General features: G+C 73.0%; 18 protein-coding genes. 12 read left to right on the forward strand and 6 right to left on the reverse strand.

The features are described from left to right. Positions 1–6 precede the first annotated feature (6 nt). Positions 7–624, forward strand: coding sequence for a nucleoside triphosphate pyrophosphatase (locus AB0L21_RS15585; protein WP_365701636.1), 618 nt, complete (start codon positions 7–9; stop codon positions 622–624). On the opposite strand, the gene AB0L21_RS15590 is transcribed toward AB0L21_RS15585, so the two are convergent. Then, positions 596–1,180 (reverse strand): hypothetical protein, encoded by a 585-nt coding sequence (locus tag AB0L21_RS15590; RefSeq protein ID WP_365701638.1) that lies wholly within the window; start codon positions 1,178–1,180, stop codon positions 596–598. The two genes, AB0L21_RS15585 and AB0L21_RS15590, sit on opposite strands and share 29 nt — an antisense overlap. Before the next feature lie 364 nt (positions 1,181–1,544). On the opposite strand from AB0L21_RS15590, the gene AB0L21_RS15595 reads away from it, so the two are divergent. Then, positions 1,545–3,317 carry a biotin carboxylase N-terminal domain-containing protein gene (locus AB0L21_RS15595; protein ID WP_365701640.1) on the forward strand — a complete coding sequence of 591 codons (1,773 nt, stop codon included), beginning with the start codon at positions 1,545–1,547 and terminating at the stop codon, positions 3,315–3,317. Positions 3,318–4,202: 885 nt separating this feature from the next. Here AB0L21_RS15595 and AB0L21_RS15600 read toward each other — a convergent pair. Continuing rightward, on the reverse strand, positions 4,203–5,135 hold the full coding sequence (locus AB0L21_RS15600) for a DeoR/GlpR family DNA-binding transcription regulator (protein ID WP_365701642.1): 933 nt from the start codon (positions 5,133–5,135) through the stop codon (positions 4,203–4,205). A 165-nt stretch (positions 5,136–5,300) separates the two neighbouring features. Continuing rightward, complete coding sequence (locus AB0L21_RS15605) at positions 5,301–6,749, reverse strand: NAD(P)H-quinone dehydrogenase (RefSeq protein ID WP_365701644.1); 1,449 nt, start codon at positions 6,747–6,749, stop codon at positions 5,301–5,303. 97 nt (positions 6,750–6,846) lie between these two features. Here AB0L21_RS15605 and AB0L21_RS15610 point away from each other — a divergent pair, with 97 nt between their 5' ends. The 3 genes from AB0L21_RS15610 to AB0L21_RS15620 all read left to right on the forward strand — a co-directional run bounded on the left by AB0L21_RS15610 (position 6,847) and on the right by AB0L21_RS15620 (position 10,872). Beyond that, positions 6,847–7,284: a gamma-glutamylcyclotransferase gene (locus AB0L21_RS15610; protein ID WP_365784449.1), complete on the forward strand. Its 438-nt coding sequence runs from the start codon at positions 6,847–6,849 to the stop codon at positions 7,282–7,284. Between the two features lie 122 nt (positions 7,285–7,406). Then, positions 7,407–8,231, forward strand: coding sequence for a purine-nucleoside phosphorylase (locus tag AB0L21_RS15615; RefSeq protein WP_365701649.1), 825 nt, complete (start codon positions 7,407–7,409; stop codon positions 8,229–8,231). Positions 8,232–9,240: 1,009 nt separating this feature from the next. After that, complete coding sequence (locus tag AB0L21_RS15620) at positions 9,241–10,872, forward strand: phospho-sugar mutase (protein WP_365784450.1); 1,632 nt, start codon at positions 9,241–9,243, stop codon at positions 10,870–10,872. A 61-nt stretch (positions 10,873–10,933) separates the two neighbouring features. On the opposite strand, the gene AB0L21_RS15625 is transcribed toward AB0L21_RS15620, so the two are convergent. Together AB0L21_RS15625 and AB0L21_RS15630 are read right to left on the reverse strand one after the other, a co-directional pair. After that, positions 10,934–12,583, reverse strand: coding sequence for a hypothetical protein (locus tag AB0L21_RS15625; RefSeq protein WP_365784452.1), 1,650 nt, complete (start codon positions 12,581–12,583; stop codon positions 10,934–10,936). Between the two features lie 350 nt (positions 12,584–12,933). Further along, positions 12,934–13,635 carry a PH domain-containing protein gene (locus tag AB0L21_RS15630; RefSeq protein ID WP_365701656.1) on the reverse strand — a complete coding sequence of 234 codons (702 nt, stop codon included), beginning with the start codon at positions 13,633–13,635 and terminating at the stop codon, positions 12,934–12,936. A 135-nt stretch (positions 13,636–13,770) separates the two neighbouring features. Here AB0L21_RS15630 and deoC point away from each other — a divergent pair, with 135 nt between their 5' ends. The 4 genes from deoC to AB0L21_RS15650 all read left to right on the forward strand — a co-directional run bounded on the left by deoC (position 13,771) and on the right by AB0L21_RS15650 (position 17,865). Beyond that, a complete protein-coding gene (deoC, locus tag AB0L21_RS15635) occupies positions 13,771–14,730 on the forward strand; it encodes a deoxyribose-phosphate aldolase (protein WP_365701689.1) in 960 nt (319 codons plus the stop codon). A 5-nt stretch (positions 14,731–14,735) separates the two neighbouring features. Further along, the gene (locus tag AB0L21_RS15640; RefSeq protein ID WP_365701658.1) at positions 14,736–16,172 is read left to right on the forward strand and encodes an aldehyde dehydrogenase family protein; all 1,437 of its coding nucleotides are present in this window, start codon (positions 14,736–14,738) and stop codon (positions 16,170–16,172) included. Beyond that, positions 16,165–17,049, forward strand: a complete 885-nt coding sequence (locus tag AB0L21_RS15645) for an aldehyde dehydrogenase family protein (protein ID WP_365701660.1) — start codon at positions 16,165–16,167, stop codon at positions 17,047–17,049. Before AB0L21_RS15640 ends, AB0L21_RS15645 begins: the two co-directional genes overlap by 8 nt. A 180-nt stretch (positions 17,050–17,229) precedes the next feature. Next, positions 17,230–17,865 carry a uridine kinase gene (locus tag AB0L21_RS15650; RefSeq protein ID WP_365784455.1) on the forward strand — a complete coding sequence of 212 codons (636 nt, stop codon included), beginning with the start codon at positions 17,230–17,232 and terminating at the stop codon, positions 17,863–17,865. A gap of 152 nt (positions 17,866–18,017) precedes the next feature. On the opposite strand, the gene AB0L21_RS15655 is transcribed toward AB0L21_RS15650, so the two are convergent. Beyond that, a complete protein-coding gene (locus AB0L21_RS15655; protein WP_365784457.1) occupies positions 18,018–18,788 on the reverse strand; it encodes a SigE family RNA polymerase sigma factor in 771 nt (256 codons plus the stop codon). A 241-nt stretch (positions 18,789–19,029) separates the two neighbouring features. Between AB0L21_RS15655 and afsQ1 the strand changes: the two genes are divergently transcribed. From afsQ1 to AB0L21_RS15670, 3 genes are read left to right on the forward strand one after another with little or no spacing between them, the layout of a single operon-like run. Continuing rightward, positions 19,030–19,707 (forward strand): two-component system response regulator AfsQ1, encoded by a 678-nt coding sequence (gene afsQ1 / locus AB0L21_RS15660; RefSeq protein WP_015493330.1) that lies wholly within the window; start codon positions 19,030–19,032, stop codon positions 19,705–19,707. Next, the gene (locus tag AB0L21_RS15665; RefSeq protein WP_365701666.1) at positions 19,704–21,293 is read left to right on the forward strand and encodes a HAMP domain-containing sensor histidine kinase; all 1,590 of its coding nucleotides are present in this window, start codon (positions 19,704–19,706) and stop codon (positions 21,291–21,293) included. Before afsQ1 ends, AB0L21_RS15665 begins: the two co-directional genes overlap by 4 nt. Next, positions 21,290–21,892 carry a hypothetical protein gene (locus AB0L21_RS15670; RefSeq protein ID WP_365701668.1) on the forward strand — a complete coding sequence of 201 codons (603 nt, stop codon included), beginning with the start codon at positions 21,290–21,292 and terminating at the stop codon, positions 21,890–21,892. The genes AB0L21_RS15665 and AB0L21_RS15670 overlap by 4 nt, the downstream gene beginning before the upstream one ends. Positions 21,893–21,989 lie beyond the last annotated feature (97 nt).

Raw genomic sequence — 21,989 nt, forward strand, 5'->3', positions numbered from 1 at the left:
GACCGCATGACTGCCAAACGCCGCAGGCGACTCGTGCTCGCCTCCCAGTCCCCCGCCCGGCTGGCCCTGCTCCGGCAGGCCGGACTCGCCCCCGAGGTGATCGTGAGCGGCGTCGACGAGGACGCCGTCACCGCGCCGACCCCGGCGGAGCTGGCACTCGCCCTCGCCGAGGCCAAGGCGAGCGTCGTGGCGGCGAAGCCGGAGGTGCAGGGCGCCCTGGTGATCGGCTGCGACTCGGTGCTGGAGCTGGACGGGCAGGCGCTCGGCAAGCCGGCCGACGCCGAGGAGGCCACCGCCCGCTGGAAGACCATGCGCGGGCGGGCCGGAGTGCTCCAGACGGGGCACTGCGTGTGGGACACGGAGGCCAAGCGGTACGTGTCGGCGACCGCCTCCACCGTCGTCCGGTTCGGCGAGCCCAGCGACGAGGAGATCGCCGCCTACGTGGCCTCGGGGGAGCCGCTGCACGTCGCCGGCGCGTTCACCCTGGACGGCCGTTCGGCGCCGTTCATCGAGGGCATCGACGGCGACCACGGCAATGTGATCGGCATCAGCCTGCCCCTGGTCCGCAAGCTCCTCGCCGAACTGGGCGTGGGTATCACGGAGTTGTGGGTACCGGAGCGGTGATCCGGGCGGGGACGGAGTCCTGTGGCTCGTCGTCCCCGTCCTGCGGCTCGTCCGTACGGCTCACCGGCGCGCCCGCCCCGGCGGGGGCGGCGCCCGGCTCCGCCCGCGCGGTGGGACCGGCGCCCTCTCCCGGCGCGCCGCCGGGTGCCGCGCTCTCCGGGCCGCCCGCACGGTCGTACGTCATCAGGAGCAGCACGATCAGCCCGAGTACGACCACCATGAACAGGAACGCCGTCCAGCCGACCAGGCCCCAGGCGAAGGCGCCGAGCAGGCCGTGCACCACGGCCGCGCTGATCAGCAGGACGCGGCCGAGACCCGCCGGGGCGCGGTCGCGTATCGCGACCAGTACGGCCACCAGCGCGCACAGCGCGAAGTAGAGGCCGAAGACGACTCCGCCGATCTTCGAGGACATCGACATGACGTCCGGGTCGAGGCCGGCCAGTGACATGTCCTGCCGGTCGACGACCACTCCGAGGAACCAGTTCAGCGCGGCGATGAAGACTGCCTCCGCCAGGAGGACGACCGCCACGACCCCTGCCACCGGTCTGCGCACCACCGGGCCCCACCCACTCTCACACCGACAGCCTGTTACCTCGGGTTCGTTCGAGACAGCGCGAACGCTACTAACGGGTAAACCCAGGGACAAGGGTTCGGGCGGCAGCAAAGAATCATTGGGCCATTCGTAGGGACTCGACAAAGAATCCGAGTGGGCCGCAGCACGCTCTCACAGAGACCTTGGCCACATGGCAGGGCTAGGGTTTTCCGCAGGAGTCCTGCGTACCGAGGTGCGACATGGGCTTTCGCGGGTCGAGCGGGCCTCGTATCACGCTCCGTGTGGGCAAGCTCACCACGGGGGACGGGTCGAAGTGCCGTGTCGGCAGTCCCTAAACTCGGCTTGTTTCAAGGAGGGAGCCTCAATCGTGCGCAAGGTGCTCATCGCCAACCGTGGCGAAATCGCTGTCCGCGTGGCCCGGGCCTGCCGGGACGCCGGGATCGCGAGCGTGGCCGTCTACGCCGACCCGGACCGGGACGCTCTGCATGTCCGCGCCGCGGATGAGGCGTTCGCTCTGGGCGGTGACACCCCGGCCACCAGCTACCTGGTCATCGACAAGATCTTGAACGCGGCGCGTGAGTCCGGCGCGGACGCCGTCCATCCGGGGTACGGCTTCCTGTCGGAGAACGCCGAGTTCGCGCAGGCCGTCCTGGACGCCGGCCTGATCTGGATCGGCCCGCCGCCGCAGGCGATCCGCGACCTGGGTGACAAGGTCGCCGCCCGGCACATCGCCCAGCGCGCCGGCGCCCCGCTGGTCGCCGGTACGCCCGATCCGGTGAGCGGTGCCGAGGAGGTCGTGGCCTTCGCCCGGGAGCACGGCCTGCCGATCGCCATCAAGGCCGCCTTCGGTGGCGGTGGCCGCGGTCTGAAGGTGGCCCGCACCCTCGAAGAGGTCCCCGAGCTGTACGAGTCCGCGGTGCGCGAGGCGGTCGCCGCCTTCGGCCGCGGCGAGTGCTTCGTCGAGCGCTACCTGGACCGTCCGCGCCACGTGGAGACCCAGTGCCTGGCCGACAAGCACGGCAACGTGGTCGTCGTCTCCACCCGTGACTGCTCCCTCCAGCGCCGCCACCAGAAGCTGGTCGAGGAGGCTCCGGCGCCGTTCCTGTCCGAAGAGCAGGTCGCCGAGCTGTACCGCGCGTCGAAGGCCATCCTGAAGGAGGCCGGCTACGAGGGCGCCGGCACCTGCGAGTTCCTGGTCGGCCAGGACGGGACGATCTCCTTCCTGGAGGTGAACACCCGCCTCCAGGTGGAGCACCCGGTGACCGAGGAGGTCGCGGGCATCGACCTGGTCCGCGAGATGTTCCGCATCGCCGACGGCGAGGAGCTGGGTTACGACGACCCGGTGCTGCGCGGTCACTCGTTCGAGTTCCGCATCAACGGCGAGGACCCGGGCCGCAACTTCCTCCCGGCCCCCGGTACGGTCACCCGGTTCGACCCGCCGTCCGGCCCCGGCGTCCGCCTGGACGCGGGCGTGGAGTCCGGCTCGGTCATCGGCCCGGCCTGGGACTCGCTGCTCGCCAAGCTGGTCGTGACCGGCCGTACCCGCAAGGAGGCCCTGGAGCGGGCCGCCCGCGCGCTGGACGAGTTCCAGGTCGAGGGCATGGCGACGGCGATCCCCTTCCACCGCGCGGTGGTGCGGGACCCGGCGTTCGCTCCCGAGCTGACCGGCTCCACGGAGCCCTTCACGGTCCACACGCGCTGGATCGAGACCGAGTTCGTCAACGACATCAAGCCGTTCGCCGCGCCCGCCGACACCGAGGCGGAGGAGGAGCTGGGCCGCGAGACGGTCGTCGTCGAGGTCGGCGGCAAGCGCCTCGAGGTCTCGCTGCCCTCGTCGCTGGGCATGAGCCTGGCCCGCACGGGCCTCGCGGCCGGCGCCAAGCCGAAGCGCCGCGCGGCGAAGAAGTCCGGCCCGGTCGCCTCCGGCGACACCCTCGCCTCGCCGATGCAGGGCACGATCGTGAAGATCGCCGTCGAGGAGGGCCAGGAGGTCAAGGAGGGCGACCTGGTCGTCGTCCTGGAGGCCATGAAGATGGAACAGCCCCTGAACGCCCACAAGGCGGGCACCATCAAGGGCCTGACCGCCGAGGTCGGCGCGTCCATCACGTCGGGCGCGGCGATCTGCGAGATCAAGGACTGAAGTCCGGCCGCAGCAGACTGAGTCGGCCCCCGGTACCCACCGGGGGCCGACCCCTTTTCCGCCCGGAGCCGGTCGCGTGGGCTTCGCCTTCCCCGTCATCACACCCAGCTCCGGACGAGGCGATCGCCCGGTGCCGGTCGTCACGGGCGTCGTACTGCTCGTCCTGGTCCCGGGCTGGTACCACGCGGCCGTGGCCGCCGCCGGAGAGCGGGCCGCGGGTGCGCGCCCTGGTTGGCCTCGGCCGCGAGACGCTCGCCGAGGCACTCGGCCTGGCCCTGCCGGGCGGGCTGGGAGCAGGGGCGCACCCTGTGGCAACGGTGACCCGGATGTCCCGCCGCCGATACCCCCTCCGGCAGCCGTCACAGCCTTCGCCCCCTACCGCCTCCTGCCCGGCCGGCCGGGGGACAGCGGGCCTGGCCGCCACGCGGGCGCACGGCCATCGCGGACCCGCAGCCGCCCGCCCACCCGCCCCCGCACCGCATCCAGCGCCTCAGCGCCTGCGCAGATCGGCGACGCGCCCCCGCGGACTCCCCCAGCCCCGCCCCCGAGCGAAGCGCCACGTGGGGCGCGAACGGCCACCCCGGGCCCGCAGCCGCCCGACGACCCGCCCCCGCACCGCATCCAACGCCTCAGCGCCTGCGCAGATCGGCGACGCGCCCCCGCTCGGCCCCCGCGGACTCCCCCAGCCCCGTGGGGCGCGAACGGCCACCCCGGGCCCGCACCACATCCAGCGCCTCAGCGCCTCCGCAGATCGGCGACGCGCCCCCGCTCGGCCCCCGCGGACTCCCCCAGCCCCGCCCCCGAGCGAAGCGCCACGTGGGGCGCGAACGGCCACCCCGGGCCCGCAGCCGCCCGACGATCCGCCCCCGCACGGCATCCAGCGCCTCAGCGCCTGCGCAGATCGGCGACGCGCCCCCGCTCGGCCCCCGCGGACTCCCCCAGCCCCGCCCCCGAGCGAAGCGCCACGTGCCCCCTGCGCGGCCCCGGCAGTGGGGCGCGGCGGGTTGCCGGGACCTGTTCACCCCCCGGGCTTCCACTCGCCCCGGCCACGGCGATCTGCACGCCCTGGTCCGCGAGCGCCTGCAACTCCGTGGCGGCGCGGTCGTCGTGGGACGGGGGCTCGTCGGTGACCAGCCGGGTGATGAGGTCCGTCGGCACGGTCTGGAACATGGTGTCCGTGCCGAGCTTGGTGTGGTCGGCGAGGACCACGACCTCCGCGGCGGCCTGGACGAGGGCCCGGTCGACGGATGCCGAGAGCATGTTGGACGTGGACAGGCCGCGCTCGGCCGTCAGACCGCTTCCGGAGAGGAAGGCCTTCGACACGCGCAGGCCCTGGAGGGACTGTTCCGCACCGGAGCCGACGAGGGCGTAGTTGGAGCCGCGCAGGGTGCCTCCGGTCATCACGACCTCCACCCGGTTGGCGTGGGCCAGCGCCTGGGCCACCAAGAGGGAGTTGGTGACGACCGTCAGGCCCGGCACGCGCGCGAGCCGGCGGGCCAGCTCCTGCGTGGTCGTACCGGCCCCGACCACGATCGCCTCGCCTTCTTCGACGAGGCTCGCGGCGAGGTCGGCGATGGCCGTCTTCTCGGCGGTCGCGAGGTGGGATTTCTGCGGAAAGCCGGATTCTCGCGTGAACCCGCCCGGCAGTACCGCACCGCCGTGCCGGCGGTCGAGGAGTCCTTCTGCCTCCAGTGCCCGCACGTCCCGCCGTACGGTCACTTCGGAGGTCTGGACGACGCGGGCGAGCTCACGGAGCGACACGGCACCGTTCGCTCGCACCATTTCAAGGATCAATTGGCGACGTTCAGCAGCGAACACGAAACTGACAGTAACCCCAGCGACCGTCTGCTTTCAGCAGTTTGCGCCGAATAACAGAAGTTGTTCGCATGGCAGGGCGGGAAGTGGTATAGAACCCGCCCGACCCGACTATGCCGACCGCACACGCCACAACTCCCTGTGACCAGGGGGAAGTCCGCCGGGCCGTCAGGCCTCCGCGCTCGCCTTGCGGGTGTGCAGCTGCCGGGCGACCTCAGCGATCGACCCCGAAAGGGAGGGGTACACCGTGAACGCGTTCGCGATCTGTTCGACCGTCAGATTGTTGTCGACGGCGATCGAGATGGGGTGGATCAGTTCCGAGGCGCGGGGCGCCACCACCACACCGCCGACGACGATCCCGGTACCCGGCCGGCAGAAGATCTTCACGAAGCCGTCCCGGATGCCCTGCATCTTGGCGCGCGGGTTGCGCAGCAGCGGGAGCTTGACGACCCTCGCGTCGATCTTCCCCGCGTCCACGTCCGCCTGGGTGTAGCCGACGGTGGCGATCTCGGGGTCGGTGAAGACGTTGGACGACACCGTCTTCAGGTTCAGCGGGGCCACCGCGTCGCCCAGGAAGTGGTACATGGCGATACGTCCCTGCATGGCGGCGACGGACGCGAGAGCGAAGACTCCGGTCACGTCACCGGCCGCGTAGACGCCGGGAGCGGTCGTCCGGGACACCTTGTCCGTCCAGATGTGACCCGACTCGCGCAGCTTGACGCCGGCCTCCTCCAGACCGAGGCCCGCGCTGTTCGGGATGGCACCGACGGCCATCAGGCAGTGGGTGCCGCTGATGACCCGGCCGTCGGCCAGCGTCACCTCGACCCGGTCGCCGACGCGCTTGGCGGACTGCGCGCGGGAACGGGCCATGACGTTCATGCCACGGCGCCGGAAGACGTCCTCCAGGACGACGGCCGCGTCCGGGTCCTCACCCGGCAGCACACGGTCGCGGGACGACACCAGCGTGACCTTCGAGCCCAGGGCCTGGTACGCGCCGGCGAACTCGGCACCGGTCACACCCGACCCGACCACGATCAGCTCTTCCGGCAGCTCGGTGAGGTCGTAGACCTGGGTCCAGTTGAGGATGCGCTCGCCGTCGGGCCGGGCGTCGGGCAGCTCACGCGGATGACCGCCGGTGGCGATGAGGACGGCGTCGGCGGTGAGGGTCTCCTCGGTGCCGTCGGCGGCGGTGACGACGACCTTCCGGGACCCGTCCAGGGCCTGCATGCCCTCCAGCCGGCCGCGTCCGCGCATGACCCGGGCGCCGGCACGGGTGACCGAGGCGGTGATGTCGTGGGACTGGGCGAGGGCCAGCCGCTTCACCCGGCGGTTGACCTTCCCGAGGTCCACGCCGACCACCCGGGCCGCCTGCTCCAGCGGCGGGGTGTCGTCGGCGACGATGATGCCGAGCTCTTCGTACGACGAATCGAAGGTCGTCATGACCTCGGCCGTAGCGATAAGGGTCTTCGACGGCACGCAGTCGGTCAGCACCGACGCTCCGCCCAGACCGTCGCAGTCGACGACGGTCACCTCCGCGCCGAGCTGAGCGGCCACCAGCGCCGCTTCGTATCCGCCGGGTCCGCCACCGATGATCACGATCCGAGTCACGTACTCCATTGTCCCGCACGCTTCAAGGTGCCACTGCCCGGGGGGCGCCACCGGGTCGCTAACGGGACACCCGGGGCGCGCGGTGCGTCTGCCGTACCCTCTCCCCATGTCGCTCTATGCCGCGTACGCCGGCAACCTCGACGCGCGCCTCATGTCCCGCCGCGCCCCGCACTCCCCGCTGCGCGCCACCGGCTGGCTGAACAGCTGGCGGCTGACCTTCGGCGGCGAGCAGCTGGGCTGGGAGGGCGCGCTGGCGACGATCGTCGAGGACCCGCTGGCCCAGGTCTTCGTCGGCCTGTACGACATCGCACCCATGGACGAGGAGTCGCTCGACCGGTGGGAGGGCGTGGGCCTCGACATCTACCGCCGGGTACGCGTGCGCGTGCACACCCTGGACGGTGAGGAGCCGGCCTGGGCGTACGTCCTCAACGCGTACGAGGGCGGGCTGCCGTCGGCGCGCTACCTGGGCGAGATCGCCGACGCGGCGGAGTCGGCGGGGGCTCCGCACGACTATGTGATGGAACTCCGCAAGCGCCCCTGCTGATCCTCCGCGCCGCGTTTCCTCCTGTTTTTCCGGCCGTTTGTGGAAAACGGCAAGACAACGAAGGCAAACCCGTTGGCTCTGTCATCTACGCGCGTAGGCGAAGACCGGTTACCCTCATCGGCGTGAACGCATTTCTTCTTCCGGACGACATCCAGGGCGACCCCTACGCCGCCGCCGACGCCGCCGCCGCGCGCCTGCGCGCCCTCACGGGCGCCGAGACCCACGACGTCGCCCTCGTGATGGGCTCCGGCTGGGCTCCGGCCGTCGACGCCCTGGGGGCACCCGACGCCGAGTTCCAGGTCACCGAGCTGCCCGGCTTCCCGCCGCCGGCCGTCGAGGGCCACGGCGGCAAGATCCGCTCGTACTCCTTCGGTGACAAGCGCGCCCTGGTCTTCCTGGGCCGCACCCACTACTACGAGGGCCGTGGCGTGGCCGCGGTGGCGCACGGCGTCCGTACGGCCGTCGCGGCGGGCTGCAAGACCATCGTGCTGACCAACGGCTGCGGCGGTCTGCGCGAGGGCATGCGGCCCGGCCAGCCGGTGCTGATCAGCGACCACATCAACCTGACGGCGACGTCCCCGATCGTCGGCGCGAACTTCGTCGACCTGACGGACCTGTACTCGCCGCGCCTGCGCGCCCTGTGCAAGGAGATCGACCCCACGCTGGAGGAGGGCGTCTACGCCCAGTTCCCCGGCCCGCACTACGAGACCCCGGCCGAGATCCGCATGGCCCGCGTCATCGGCGCGGACCTGGTCGGCATGTCCACGGTCCTTGAGGCCATCGCCGCCCGCGAGGCCGGCGCCGAGGTGCTCGGCATCTCCCTGGTCACCAACCTGGCCGCGGGCATGACCGGCGAACCCCTCAACCACGAGGAGGTCCTCCAGGCCGGCCGCGACTCGGCAGCCCGCATGGGCGAACTGCTGGCGCGGGTACTGGGCAGGATCTGAGAAGGACGCTGGGCTGGGCGGGGCGCTGCGCTCGGCTTTGAGCGGGGGCTGTGTCGCGGTTGGTTTGGGGCGGAGCGGGGTGTCCGGCTCGGTTCTGGGCGGGAGCGGTACGGCAGCTGGCTTTGGGCGGGGTGCCGGGCTCGGCTTCGGGCGAGGCGCCGGCTCGGCTTCGGGCGAGGCGCCGGCTCGCTTCGGGCGGGGCGGAGCGCTCGGCTCTGAACGGGAGCGGCGCCGTGACCGGCTTCGGCCGGGGTACCGGTTCGGCTCTGAACGGGAGCGGTGCCGCGGCCGGCTTCGGGCGAGGCGCCGGGCTCGGCTTCGGGCAGGGCGCCGGCTCGCTTCGGGCGGGGCGGAGCGCTCGGCTCTGAGCAGGGGCGGTGCCGCGCCCGGCTTCGGGCAGGGCGCCGGGCTCGGCTTCGGGCAGGGCCCCGGGCTCGACTTCGGGCAGGGCGCGGCTTCGGGCGGGTACCGGTTCGGCTCTGAACGGGAGCGGTGCCGCGGCCGGCTTCGGGCGAGGCGCCGGGCTCGGCTTCGGCCAGCGCGGGGCGCTGCGCTCGGGTTCGAACGGAGCGCTGCGCTCGGTTCTGAGCGGGAGCGCTGCGCTCGGCTCCGAGCCGGAGCGGTGCCGCGGGCAGCTTTGAGGCGGGCGGTACTGCGGCGTGGCTGTGAGCGGCGGCAGTGCTGCGCTCGGTTCTCAGGGGTGCGCGCCCGGCTGCCGGCGGCTCGCCGTGCTGCCGGCGACCCGGTGCGGGCGGGGTACTGCGAGCGGCCACCAGCGGTTCACAGCGGCGCGGCACTGCCGGCGGCCCTGCGCGGTGCGCGGCCACGGGCAGCGCGCGATGCGGCAAGCTCCCTTCCATGCCGCGGTCGGCCCCGGTGGGGGCGTCGGCGGCAGGCCGTTCGTCCGCCTTCCGGCCGACCGAGTCGGGTGGGGGGTGGGCGAAGGACGGGGGTCCGGGGGCGGAGCCCCCGGTTGGACCAGGCAAACACAGGAGAGGTTGATTCCAAGGTGCACGACGATCTCATCGCCCGGGCCAAGGCCTGGCTCGCCGAGGACCCGGACCAGGAGACCCGCGACGAACTGGCCGAGCTGATCGACGCCGGTGCCGTCAAGGAGCTGTCGGCCCGCTTCTCCGGCACGCTCCAGTTCGGCACCGCCGGCCTGCGGGGCGAGCTGGGCGCCGGCCCGATGCGCATGAACCGCAGCGTCGTCATCCGCGCCGCCGCCGGCCTCGCCGCGTACCTGAAGAAGAACGGCCACGGCGGTGGACTGGTCGTCATCGGCTACGACGCCCGCCACAAGTCCGCCGACTTCGCCCGGGACACCGCCGCCGTGATGACCGGCGCCGGCCTGCGCGCGGCCGTACTCCCCCGCCCGCTGCCCACCCCCGTGCTGGCCTTCGCCATAAGGCACCTGGGCGCGGTCGCGGGCGTGGAGGTCACCGCCAGCCACAACCCGCCCCGGGACAACGGCTACAAGGTCTACCTCGGCGACGGCTCCCAGATCGTCCCGCCCACCGACGCGGAGATCGCCGCCGAGATCGACGCGATCGCCTCCCTGCACGACGTACCCCGTCCGGAGAGCGGCTGGGAGACCCTGGACGAGTCGGTCCTGGACGCCTACCTCGCCCGCACGGACGCCGTACTGGACCCCGGCTCCCCCCGCACCGCCCGCACGGTCTACACGGCGATGCACGGCGTCGGCCGGGACGTCCTGCTGGCCGCGTTCGCCCGCGCCGGCTTCCCCGAGCCGGTGCTGGTCGCCGAGCAGGCCGACCCGGACCCGGACTTCCCGACGGTCGCCTTCCCGAACCCGGAGGAGCCGGGCGCGATGGACCTGGCGTTCGCGCGGGCCCGCGCCACCGACCCGGACCTGGTGATCGCCAACGACCCCGACGCGGACCGCTGCGCGGTGGCCGTGAAGGACGGCGGCGACTGGCGGATGCTGCGCGGCGACGAGGTCGGCGCCCTGCTCGCCGCCCATCTGGTCCGCCGTGGCGCGCAGGGCACCTTCGCCGAGTCGATCGTCTCCTCCTCCCTGCTGGGCCGCATCGCCGGGAAGGCGGGGCTGCCGTACGAGGAGACCCTGACCGGCTTCAAGTGGATCGCCCGCGTCGACGGCCTGCGCTACGGCTACGAGGAGGCCCTCGGCTACTGCGTGGACCCGGAGGGCGTGCGGGACAAGGACGGCATCACCGCCGCGCTGCTGATCACCGAGCTGGCGTCCGTGCTGAAGGAGGAGGGCCGTACCCTCCTCGACCTGCTCGACGACCTCGCCGTGGAGCACGGCCTGCACGCGACCGACCAGCTGTCGGTGCGCGTCCAGGACCTGTCGCTCATCGCGGACGCGATGCGCCGCCTGCGCGAGCAGCCGCCGACCGAGCTGGCGGGCCTGCCCGTCACCCGTGCCGAGGACCTGACCCGGGGCACGGAGAAGCTGCCGCCCACGGACGGCCTGCGCTACACCCTCGGCGGCGCCCGGGTCATCGTCCGCCCCAGTGGCACCGAGCCGAAGCTGAAGTGCTACCTGGAGGTCGTCGTACCGGTCGCGGCGCACGCCGACCTGCCGGCCGCCCGCGCCCGCGCGACGGAGCTGCTGACGGCCGTCAAGCGTGACCTGTCGGCGGCTGCCGGCATCTGACGGCCGTGGGCCCTGCTGTCCGTCCTCACGACACGACCAGTCCTCACGACACGACCAGTCCTCACGACAGGAACAGCAGGGCCGCCGTCCAGCCGGCCGCGAGCACCAGCGCCAGGGGCCACAGCGGCCGGCCCCGCCGGCCGGCGTCGGCGGGTACGGACGGGCGCAGCGAGGGGTCGCGCCACAGGGCGGTGATCTCGCTCGCGGTCCGCTCGTGCGGGTGCAGGAGCCCGAACCGGCGCTCCAGCCAGGGCCAGCGGGGGGCGGTCGCCGACCAGGGGGTGAAGGAGGCCCGCCGGCTGTCCACCTTCAGCTCGGTGCCCGTGCAGGCGACGGTCCTGATCTGCTCCCACGGGATGTGCCGGGTGCCGCGCAGCCCGTTGAACCACAGCCCCTCGCTGTCGGCCGTGATCCGCCAGGCGAGCCAGTGGGGCAGGCACAGCGCCCCGACGAATCCGGCGAGGGCGCCGAGCGCGTGACGCCACCCGCCGGTCTCGCTCCAGAAGAGGCCGCTGCCCCACAGCACCAGCACCAGCGCGCACAGCCGGTGCAGCAGCCCGGCCCGCCACTGCCGTATGCCCGCCGGGGCCGCGCCGTCCGCCTCCCCCAGGACCGCCTCCCCGGCCGACCGGCGCAGCTCGGCGTACGCCGTCTGCCGGGCCTGCCGGCGCTTGTCCACCGCCGTCAGCCGCCGTACGGACGCCTCGGACAGCGGCCGTACGGGCCCCGACGACCGTTCCGGCACCGGCGGCGCGTCCGCCTTCTCGGCGGCCGTGACCAGCAGGATCTCGGCGCCGTCGCAGGGCACGCCGTACAGCACGGCCTCCCGCAGCGGCCCCGGCCCCTCCCGGTCGACGCGCTCCAGGAACTCCTCCAGCTCCTCCTCGTCCACCTCGTCGTCGGGGGCGCCGTCCTGGACCTCCGTGACGGCGACGCGGAACAGGGGACGCACCCCAGCCGTGTCGTCGGCGGCGAAGACCTCGGTGTCGCCGTCGGCGCCCTCCCGCACGAGCACCCGCAGCACGGGTGCCGCCGCCGCGCGCAGGGCGGCGGCCCGGCGCCGGCCCAGCAGCCCGGAGACGAGCGCGGTCAGCCCCTGGCCCGCCACCAGCCAGGCGAGCGCCGGCAGCGCCCGCGCCGCCTCGCCGGTGTCCGGGCCGTGGGCCGGAAGGACGGCGACGGCACCGAGCCCGAGCGCGAGCAGCACCCCGCCGCAGACGATGAGGAACCGGCCGCGCGGCAGGGGCCGGTCCGCGTCCGGCGGCGACGCGGTCACCCCACCGGCCGCGTCCCGCGCCCGCTCCCGCTGCCGGCGCCGCGCCACCAGCCGCAGTACGGCCACCGCCCAGACCGGCGCCAGGAGGAGCACGGCGGCCGGCCACAGTTTCCCGGGCCGCAGCACGACCAGCAGCGCCGCCAGCACGGGCGCCGACACCGGCACGATCTCCGGGCGCGCGCACAGCCACAGCGCGTGCAGCGCCAGCAGGGCCGCCGCCCACGGGCGCCATCCGGCGGGCAGCGCCAGCAGCCCGGTGACCCCCGCTGCGGCGGCGGACGCGGTCATCAGGTGCCCGGTCCGGGAGGGCGACGGCACCCAGCGGGGCGGCAGCGCGTCGAGCCAGCGGCGGGGGTGATCACCGCTCCAGGAGGGGGCGCCGGCGGGCAGGGCTGCGGCGGGCAGCGGCAGCGGCCGTCCGGGGGACTTGCTCATGGATTTTCCAGACACTCGACAGCGGCGAACGGTTGGGGGCCCGGCTGCCGGCCACCACGACGCCCGGCCGCTGCCGGTACGGTCGCACCCGGCGTCCCGCTCCCGGCCGTGAACAGCCCGGGCGCCGCCGTGGCACGAGCCGAGCCACCCGGTCCGGCAGGTCACACAGGGAGTACGTCCCTCAACCCGAAGCATGAGGACGAAGAACACCGAGACCCGCCCTCGGCCACAGCTGCGGACCGCCCCCGTCACTCCCTGGCAGGCACCCGACCCGGCGCCGCGAACTGCTTCGGCCCTGGCCCTGGTCCCCGGAAGCAACCGCAGACGGTCCCCGGCCCCCGCTGGTCCCCTCAGCCCACGGCCAGGAGGATCGCCAGCAGCACCGCTCCGGCGACCGCGGGCGCGGCCACCTCGTAGGCCCAGCGGACGGTGATCTCGCCCTGCGCCGACTCGGCCTCCCCGCGCCGCTCCAGCATGTCCCCCAGGTCGGCCATGATCTGGTCGGTCTGCGCCCGGGTGGGCCCGGCGTCCGGGCCGGCCAGGCTGAACCCGCCGAGGCCGGAGCCGCTCGGTACGAGCGCCCCGCCCCCGCCGCCCCGCGCCCCGCCCCGGGCCGCGTCCGCCGCCGCCCGCTGCTGCCGGCGGATCGCCTTCTTGCGGGCCCGCAGCGAGACGGGGACGGCCCACAGCTGGTACTTGGCGCCGGACTTGGCGAGGACCTCGTTGGAGTAGCCGGAGCGCAGGCCGGCGATCTCACCCCAGGGCAGGGTGATCACCCGGAACGGGTTGCGGACGCGCAGTCGGTCCTCGCCCGCGAACACCGCCGGGCGGAGCGTGAAGGCGAGGATCAGCGGCACGATCAGGATCATCCCGGCCAGCGCCAGCCACGGGGTCCGGCCGTGGCCCTTGAACAGGGCGTCGAAGCCCAGCCAGAGGACGACCAGGAGCAGCAGCGCGCCGCCCACCAGCGCCAGGGGCGAGCGGTAGACGCGTTCCTTGGCGGCGGGCACCGGAGGCTGTGACGCGGGTGACGGGTGGTCCGGGGTGGTCATGGCCCCGATTCTGCACGACGCCGTCCGTGGTGCGGGCACGCGCCCGTGAACCGGCGCTCATCCGTGATCTCGGCCTCGGGGACGAGCGCGGGGGTGTACAGCTGCTACGCGCGTAGATATGCTCGTCTGGTGACCATGCCCACTACCGCACCCACAGCTCACGCTCTCGTCGACGTCACCGCGTCCGACAGCACGCTGCGCCGCTTCCTCCACGGGCTGCCCGGCGTCGACGCGGTCGGCCTGGAGGCGCGCGCCGCGTCCCTCGGCACCCGTTCCATCAAGACCACCGCGAAGGCGTACGCCATCGACCTCGCCATCTCGATGGTCGACCTGACGACGCTGGAAGGCGCGGACACCCCGGGCAAGGTCCGGGCGCTCGGCGCCAAGGCGGTCCACCCCGACCCCACGGACCGCACGACCCCGGCGACGGCCGCGGTCTGCGTCTACCCGGACATGGTGGCCGTCGCCAAGGAGGCCGTCGCCGGCTCGGGCGTGAAGGTCGCCTCGGTGGCCACCGCCTTCCCGGCCGGCCGTGCCGCGCTCGACGTGAAGCTGGCCGACGTCCGTGACGCCGTCGCCGCCGGCGCCGACGAGATCGACATGGTCATCGACCGGGGCGCGTTCCTCGCCGGCAAGTACCTGAAGGTGTACGACGAGATCGTCGCCGTGAAGGAGGCCTGCGGGACGAGCGCGCGCCTGAAGGTCATCTTCGAGACCGGCGAGCTGTCGACGTACGACAACATCCGCCGCGCCTCCTGGCTCGGCATGCTGGCCGGCGCCGACTTCATCAAGACGTCGACGGGCAAGGTCGCCGTCAACGCCACGCCCGCGAACACCCTCCTCATGCTGGAGGCGGTCCGCGACTTCCGGGCCCAGACCGGCGTCCAGGTCGGCGTGAAGCCGGCCGGCGGCATCCGCACCAGCAAGGACGCGATCAAGTTCCTGGTCCTGGTCAACGAGACCGTGGGTGAGGACTGGCTGGACAACCACTGGTTCCGCTTCGGCGCCTCCTCGCTCCTGAACGACCTGCTGATGCAGCGCCAGAAGCTGGCGACCGGCCGCTACTCCGGCCCCGACTACGTGACGGTGGACTGATCCCCATGGCATCCGCATTCGAGTACGCACCCGCGCCCGAGTCCCGCTCGGTCGTCGACATCGCCGCCTCGTACGGCCTGTTCATCGACGGCGAGTTCACCGAGGCAGCCGACGGCAAGGTCTTCAAGACGGTCTCGCCGTCGACGGAGGAGGTCCTCGCCGAGGTCGCCCAGGCCGGTTCCGAGGACGTCGACCGTGCCGTCAAGGCCGCCCGCAAGGCGTTCGAGAAGTGGTCCGCGCTGCCCGGCTCCGAGCGCGCCAAGTACCTGTTCCGCATCGCCCGGATCATCCAGGAGCGCAGCCGTGAGCTGGCGGTCCTGGAGACGCTGGACAACGGCAAGCCGATCAAGGAGACCCGCGACGCGGACCTCCCGCTGGTCGCCGCGCACTTCTTCTACTACGCGGGCTGGGCCGACAAGCTCGGCCACGCCGGGTTCGGCCCGGACCCGAAGCCGCTGGGCGTGGCGGGCCAGGTCATCCCGTGGAACTTCCCGCTGCTGATGCTGGCGTGGAAGATCGCCCCGGCTCTCGCGACCGGCAACACGGTCGTCCTGAAACCCGCCGAGACGACCCCGCTGTCCGCCCTGTTCTTCGCGGACATCTGCCGTCAGGCCGGCCTGCCCAAGGGTGTCGTCAACATCCTCCCGGGCTACGGCGACACGGGCGCCGCGCTCGTCGCGCACCCCGACGTGAACAAGGTCGCCTTCACCGGCTCCACGGCCGTCGGCAAGGAGATCGCCCGCACGGTCGCCGGCACCCGCAAGAAGCTCACCCTCGAACTGGGCGGCAAGGGCGCCAACATCGTCTTCGACGACGCGCCGATCGACCAGGCCGTCGAGGGCATCGTCACCGGCATCTTCTTCAACCAGGGCCAGGTCTGCTGCGCGGGCTCCCGCCTCCTCGTCCAGGAGTCGGTCCAGGAGGAGCTGCTGGACTCCCTCAAGCGCCGCCTGTCCACACTCCGCCTCGGCGACCCGCTGGACAAGAACACCGACATCGGCGCGATCAACTCCGCCGAGCAGCTGGCCCGGATCACCGCACTGGCCGAGCAGGGCGAGGCGGAGGGCGCCGAGCGCTGGTCCCCGGCCTGCGAACTCCCCTCCGCCGGCTACTGGTTCGCACCGACGCTGTTCACGAACGTCACCCAGGCGCACACCATCGCCCGCGACGAGATCTTCGGCCCGGTGCTGTCGGTCCTCACCTTCCGCACGCCCGACGAGGCCGTCGCCAAGGCCAACAACACCCAGTACGGCCTCTCGGCCGGCATCTGGACCGAGAAGGGCTCACGCATCCTGGCCGTCGCGAACAAGCTGCGCGCCGGTGTCGTCTGGTCCAACACGTTCAACAAGTTCGACCCGACCTCGCCGTTCGGCGGCTACAAGGAGTCGGGCTTCGGCCGCGAGGGCGGCCGCCACGGCCTGGAGGCGTACCTCGATGTCTGACCGACTCAGTGTGTTCAAGACCTACAAGCTGTACGTCGGCGGGAAGTTCCCGCGTTCCGAGAGCGGCCGGGTGTACGAGGTGCAGGACTCGAAGGGCAACTGGCTGGCCAACGCTCCCCTGTCCTCCCGCAAGGACGCCCGTGACGCGGTGGTCGCCGCGCGCAAGGCGTTCGGCGGCTGGTCCGGCGCGACCGCCTACAACCGCGGCCAGGTCCTCTACCGCGTCGCGGAGATGCTGGAGGGCCGCAAGGAGCAGTTCGTCCGGGAGGTCGCGGACGCGGAGGGCCTGTCGAAGTCGAAGGCGGCGGCCGTCGTGGACGCGACGATCGACCGCTGGGTCTGGTACGCGGGCTGGACCGACAAGATCGCCCAGGTGATCGGCGGCGCCAACCCGGTCGCGGGCCCGTACTTCAACCTCTCCTCCCCGGAGCCGACCGGCGTGGTCGCCGTCCTGGCCCCGCAGGAGTCGTCCTTCCTCGGCCTGGTGTCGGTCGTGGCCCCGGTGATCGCCACCGGCAACACGGCGGTCGTGATCGCCTCCGAGAAGGCCCCGCTGCCGGCCCTGTCCCTGGGCGAGGTACTGGCCACCTCCGACGTCCCGGGCGGTGTCGTCAACGTCCTGTCCGGCCGTACGGCGGAGATCGCGGCGCCGCTGGCCGCGCACCAGGACGTCAACGCGATCGACCTCGCGGGCGCGGACGAGGAACTGGCGAAGGAGCTGGAGATCGCGGCGGCCGGCAATCTGAAGCGGGTGCTTCGTCCACAGGCTGTGGATTACTTCGAGACGCCGGGGACCGAGCGGATGACGGCCTTCCTGGAGACCAAGACGGTGTGGCATCCGACGGGGGCGCTGGGCGCGGCGGGGTCTTCCTACTGACGGGGGCCCCGGTGGGGAACTGCGGTCGCCGGCCGGCTGCGGGTGCGTGGTGGCGTGTCGCGCGGTTCCCCGCGCCCCTTTCGGGGCGCTCTCGGTGGGGGGTGGTTGAGGCGAGACTCACGCTCGAAAGCCGACCCGCGGGGTCGGCAGGGCGCCCCGCATGCGTCAAACTGGTGTTCCGTGAGCATTCATCCTCCGTCCCCCGCCCGTGTCGTGCTGCTGTGCGGCCCCTCGGGCTCGGGCAAGTCACTCGTCGCCGCCCGTTCCGGGCTCCCCGTGCTGCGCCTGGACGACTTCTACAAGGAGGGTGACGATCCGACTCTGCCCCTGGTGGAGGGGAGTTCGGACATCGACTGGGACCACCCGGAGTCGTGGGACGCGGACGTCGCCGTCGAGGCCATCGCCCGGCTGTGCGCCACGGGGTCGACGCCGGTGCCGGTGTACGACATCGCGCTGAGCGCCCGTACCGGCGAGGAGACGCTGGACATCGGCCGTACCCCGCTGTTCATCGCGGAGGGCATCTTCGCCGCGGAGATCGTCGAACGCTGCCGGGAACTGGGCCTGCTCGCGGACGCGCTGTGCCTGTCCCGTGGTCCGGTCGCCACCTTCCGGCGGCGCTTCGTGCGCGATCTGAAGGAGGGCCGCAAGTCGGTCGCGTTCCTGCTGCGCCGCGGCTGGCGGCTGATGCGCGCGGAGCGGTCGATCGTCGCCCGCCAGGTGTCGCTGGGCGCGCATCCCTGCGACCGGGACGAGGCGCTGGGCCGGCTCGCGGCAGCGGCGGCGGGCCGGCAGGTACGGCAGCGGACGGCGGCGTAACGCTCGTACGAACCCCGTGCGGACGGAGAACGGGGCTGGTAGGCCCCCCCGGCCCACCAGCCCCGTTCCCGTCGCTCCCCCGTTTCCCCCGTGTTCCCCCGAAGGTCCACCCCCCAGTGGGCCCCCGCTTTCCCCCGTTGTCCCCCCGGACCTCAGGCGACCAGTTCGCCGAAGGCGTCCTCCTCGTCACGGCCGAAGCTGAGGACCTCGTCCTCGCGCAGCCGGCGCAGCGAGCGCCAGATGCTGGACTTCACCGTGCCGACACTGATGCCGAGGATGTCCGCGATCTCCGGGTCCGTGCGGCCCTCGTAGTAGCGCAGGACCAGCATGGTGCGCTGGAGTTCGGGCAGCCGGGCGAGCGCCTGCCACAGGACCGCGCGCAGCTCGGTGCCGCGCATCGCGTCCGTCTCACCGGGCGTCTCCGGCAGTTCCTCGGTCGGGTACTCGTTGAGCTTGCGGCGCCGCCAGGCGCTGATGTGCAGGTTGGTCATGGTGCGGCGGAGGTATCCGCCGACCGCGGCCTTGTCGCTGATCCGGTCCCACGCCCGGTACGTCGAGAACAGCGCGCTCTGCAGCAGGTCCTCGGCTTCGAAGCGGTCGCCGGTCAGGTGGTAGGCGGTGGCGTACAGGGAGGCGCGACGTTCCTGGACGTAGGCGGTGAACTCCGCCTCCGTGAGCGAACGACGCTCCCCCGAGTCCTCCCTGTACGCGGCTCCCCCGTGAGCTTCCCCCCGTGTGTCGACCACCGCCATGTACGCGGTGTGCTGACGCCCGGTGCCGCGAGCGCACCCCCGCCCTCCCCCACGCTCGAACACACTCGCGCGGGAGGGACCCCCCTCAGCACCGGACTTCTCTGATCCCCGGTGCACGTCGTGCAGACGCGTGACCACTGCGCTGGTGCTCATGCTGTGCAGCGTGTTCATCTCGCGCTCCCCGTCGTGGACTTCCGGTGAATCGGTCCTGCCCGGGCTGGTTCCGGCCGGCGGCCTTGCCCGTGCCCAAAAGACTGCCGGGGTCACTTCATGGCCATGTCTGCCGACTGTCACAGACCTGTCACAGGGGTCCCGCCCAGGCAGGTCACCCACCGCGCACAGGTGGTGGCGTTACGGATGGCCTGGTCCCGGCAGGTCGTACGGCGACCCCTCCATGGGCCAGAATGAGCCCGTGCCTTCCCTGTTGCTGATCGAGGACGACGACGCCATCCGTACGGCCCTGGAGCTCTCCCTGACGCGCCAGGGACACCGGGTGGCCACCGCTGCCAGCGGCGAGGACGGTCTGAAGCTGCTGCGCGAGCAGCGGCCGGACCTCGTCGTGCTGGACGTGATGCTGCCCGGCATCGACGGGTTCGAGGTGTGCCGGCGCATCCGGCGCACGGACCAGCTGCCGATCATCCTGCTGACCGCGCGCAGCGACGACATCGACGTCGTGGTCGGACTGGAGTCCGGCGCCGACGACTATGTCGTCAAGCCGGTGCAGGGGCGGGTGCTGGACGCCCGGATCCGGGCCGTGCTGCGGCGGGGGGAGCGCGAGTCCAGCGACTCGGCGACCTTCGGCAACCTCGTCATCGACCGGTCGGCGATGACCGTCACGAAGAACGGCGAGGACCTCCAGCTGACCCCGACCGAGCTGCGGCTGCTGCTGGAGCTGAGCCGGCGGCCCGGTCAGGCGCTGTCCCGGCAGCAGCTGCTGCGGCTGGTGTGGGAACACGACTACCTCGGTGACTCGCGCCTGGTCGACGCGTGTGTGCAGCGGCTGCGCGCGAAGGTGGAGGACGTGCCGTCGTCACCGACGCTCATCCGTACCGTCCGTGGTGTCGGCTACCGCCTGGACGCCCCTCAGTGACCGATACGCAAGGGGGGCTGCGCGGCTGGGCCGCGGGGCGCAAGGGAACTCTGTCGCGGCTCAGGTTCACCAGCCTCAGGCTGCGCCTGGTCGTCGTCTTCGGACTGGTGGCGCTCACCGCCGCCGTGTCGGCGTCCGGCATCGCCTACTGGCTCAACCGGGAGGCCGTGCTCACCCGCGCCCAGGACGCGGTGCTGCGCGACTTCCGGCAGGAGATGCAGAACCGCGCGGGAGCGCTGCCGGAACATCCGACGCAGGACCAGTTGCAGCGCGCGGCCGGCCAGATGGCCGCCAGCAGCCAGCACTTCAGCGTGCTCCTGGTCGCCCGGGACGCCGACGGCAAGACCGTGTACGGCAACTCGGGCGGCATCAACGGCTTCTCGCTGGAGGACGTGCCCCCGTCGCTGCGGGCCGCCGTGACCGAGCGGCAGAAGGTGACCGACTCCAACAAGGAGCCGTACCACCTGTACTGGCAGCGGGTCGTGGACCACGGCACGCCCTACCTGGTGGCCGGCACGCGCGTGATCGGCGGCGGTCCGACCGGCTACATGGCGAAGTCCCTGGAGCCGGAGGCGAAGGACCTCAACTCGCTGGCCTGGTCGCTGGGCATCGCCACCGGGCTCGCGCTGATCGGCGCCGCGCTGCTCGCGCAGGCCGCCGCCACGACCGTACTGAAGCCGGTGCACCGGCTGGGCGTGGCCGCGCGACGGCTCGGCGAGGGCAGGCTGGACACCCGGCTGCGGGTGTCCGGCACCGACGAACTCGCCGATCTGTCCCGGACGTTCAACAACGCGGCCGAGGCGCTGGAGCAGCGGGTCGCGGAGATGGCCGCCCGGGACGAGGCCTCGCGGCGCTTCGTGGCCGACATGAGCCATGAGCTGCGGACGCCGCTCACCGCCATCACCGCCGTCACGGAGGTGCTGGAGGAGGAACTGGAGGCGGAGACCGGCAGCGTGGACCCGATGATCGAGCCCGCCGTCCGGCTGGTGGTCAGCGAGACCCGGCGGCTGAACGACCTCGTCGAGAACCTGATGGAGGTCACCCGTTTCGACGCGGGCACCGCCCGGCTGGTCCTGGACGACGTCGACATCGCCGACCAGATCACCGCGTGCATCGACGCCCGCGCCTGGCTGGACGCGGTCGAGCTGGACGCCGAGCGCGGCATCCACGCCCGGCTGGACCCGCGCCGCCTGGACGTCATCCTCGCCAACCTGATCGGCAACGCGCTCAAGCACGGCGGGTCGCCGGTGCGGGTGTCGGTCCGGGAGGCGGACGACTCGGTCGAGATCCGGGTCCGCGACCACGGCCCCGGCATCCCGGAGGACGTCCTCCCGCACGTCTTCGACCGCTTCTACAAGGCGAGCGCCTCCCGGCCGCGCTCCGAGGGCAGCGGGCTCGGCCTGTCCATCGCCCTGGAGAACGCCCACATCCACGGCGGCGAGATCACCGCGGCCAACTCCCCGGACGGCGGCGCGGTGTTCACGCTCCGGCTGCCACGGGACGCCTCCCGGCTGACCGAGGAGGACGGCCAGGACGCCAAGGACGACGAGACCGGCCAGGACAGATCACGGAAGGAGGGGTCATGACCGTACGACGCCTGCTGGCGCTGCCCCTCCTGGGCGCGCTGCTCACCGGCTGCGGCATCCGGGCCACGGAGGTGCCGACCGACTTCGGGCCGGCGCCGTCCCGGGTGCCGTGCTCCCTGGCCGGGCCCGATGTGTCCGCGCAGTCCTCGCGCGGGGTGCCGGTGCAGGTGTTCCTGCTGTGCGGGGCGTCCCTGGTGGCCGTCGACCGGACCGTGCGGGTCCCGGAGGGCACCCCGGACGCCCGGCGGCGGGTGATCGTGGCGCAGGGGCTGCTGGACCAGCTGGCCACGTCGCCGTCCGCCCCGGAGCGCTCCGCGGGCTATACGACGCACGTGCCGGGCGGCCTCCGGGTGAGCGGGCCCCGCCCGAAGGACCCCGAGGACACGCTCCGGCTGAGCACGGCCCCGTCGCGGCTCACCTCCTACGCCCTGGCCCAGCTGGTGTGCACCCTGTCCGACTCGGCGGCGACGGAGGACGACGGCTCGGTCATCCTGGCCGGCCCCGCCCCGGACCCCCTCCGCCGCTACGCCTGCACGGACGAGGTCCGCGACCACCCGGGCACCACACGGCCGCCGTCCAGCGGGGTTCCGGACGCGTAGCGGCTGCGCCCGGCCGGGGCGGCTCAGCGGATTCCCGCCGCGGGGCGTCGGCCCGCCGCCCGACCGCGGGTCCGTCGTGGCCGCTCGCGCGGTTCCC

This window comes from Streptomyces sp. NPDC052721 (assembly GCF_040678315.1).
GTDB lineage: Bacteria > Actinomycetota > Actinomycetes > Streptomycetales > Streptomycetaceae > Streptomyces.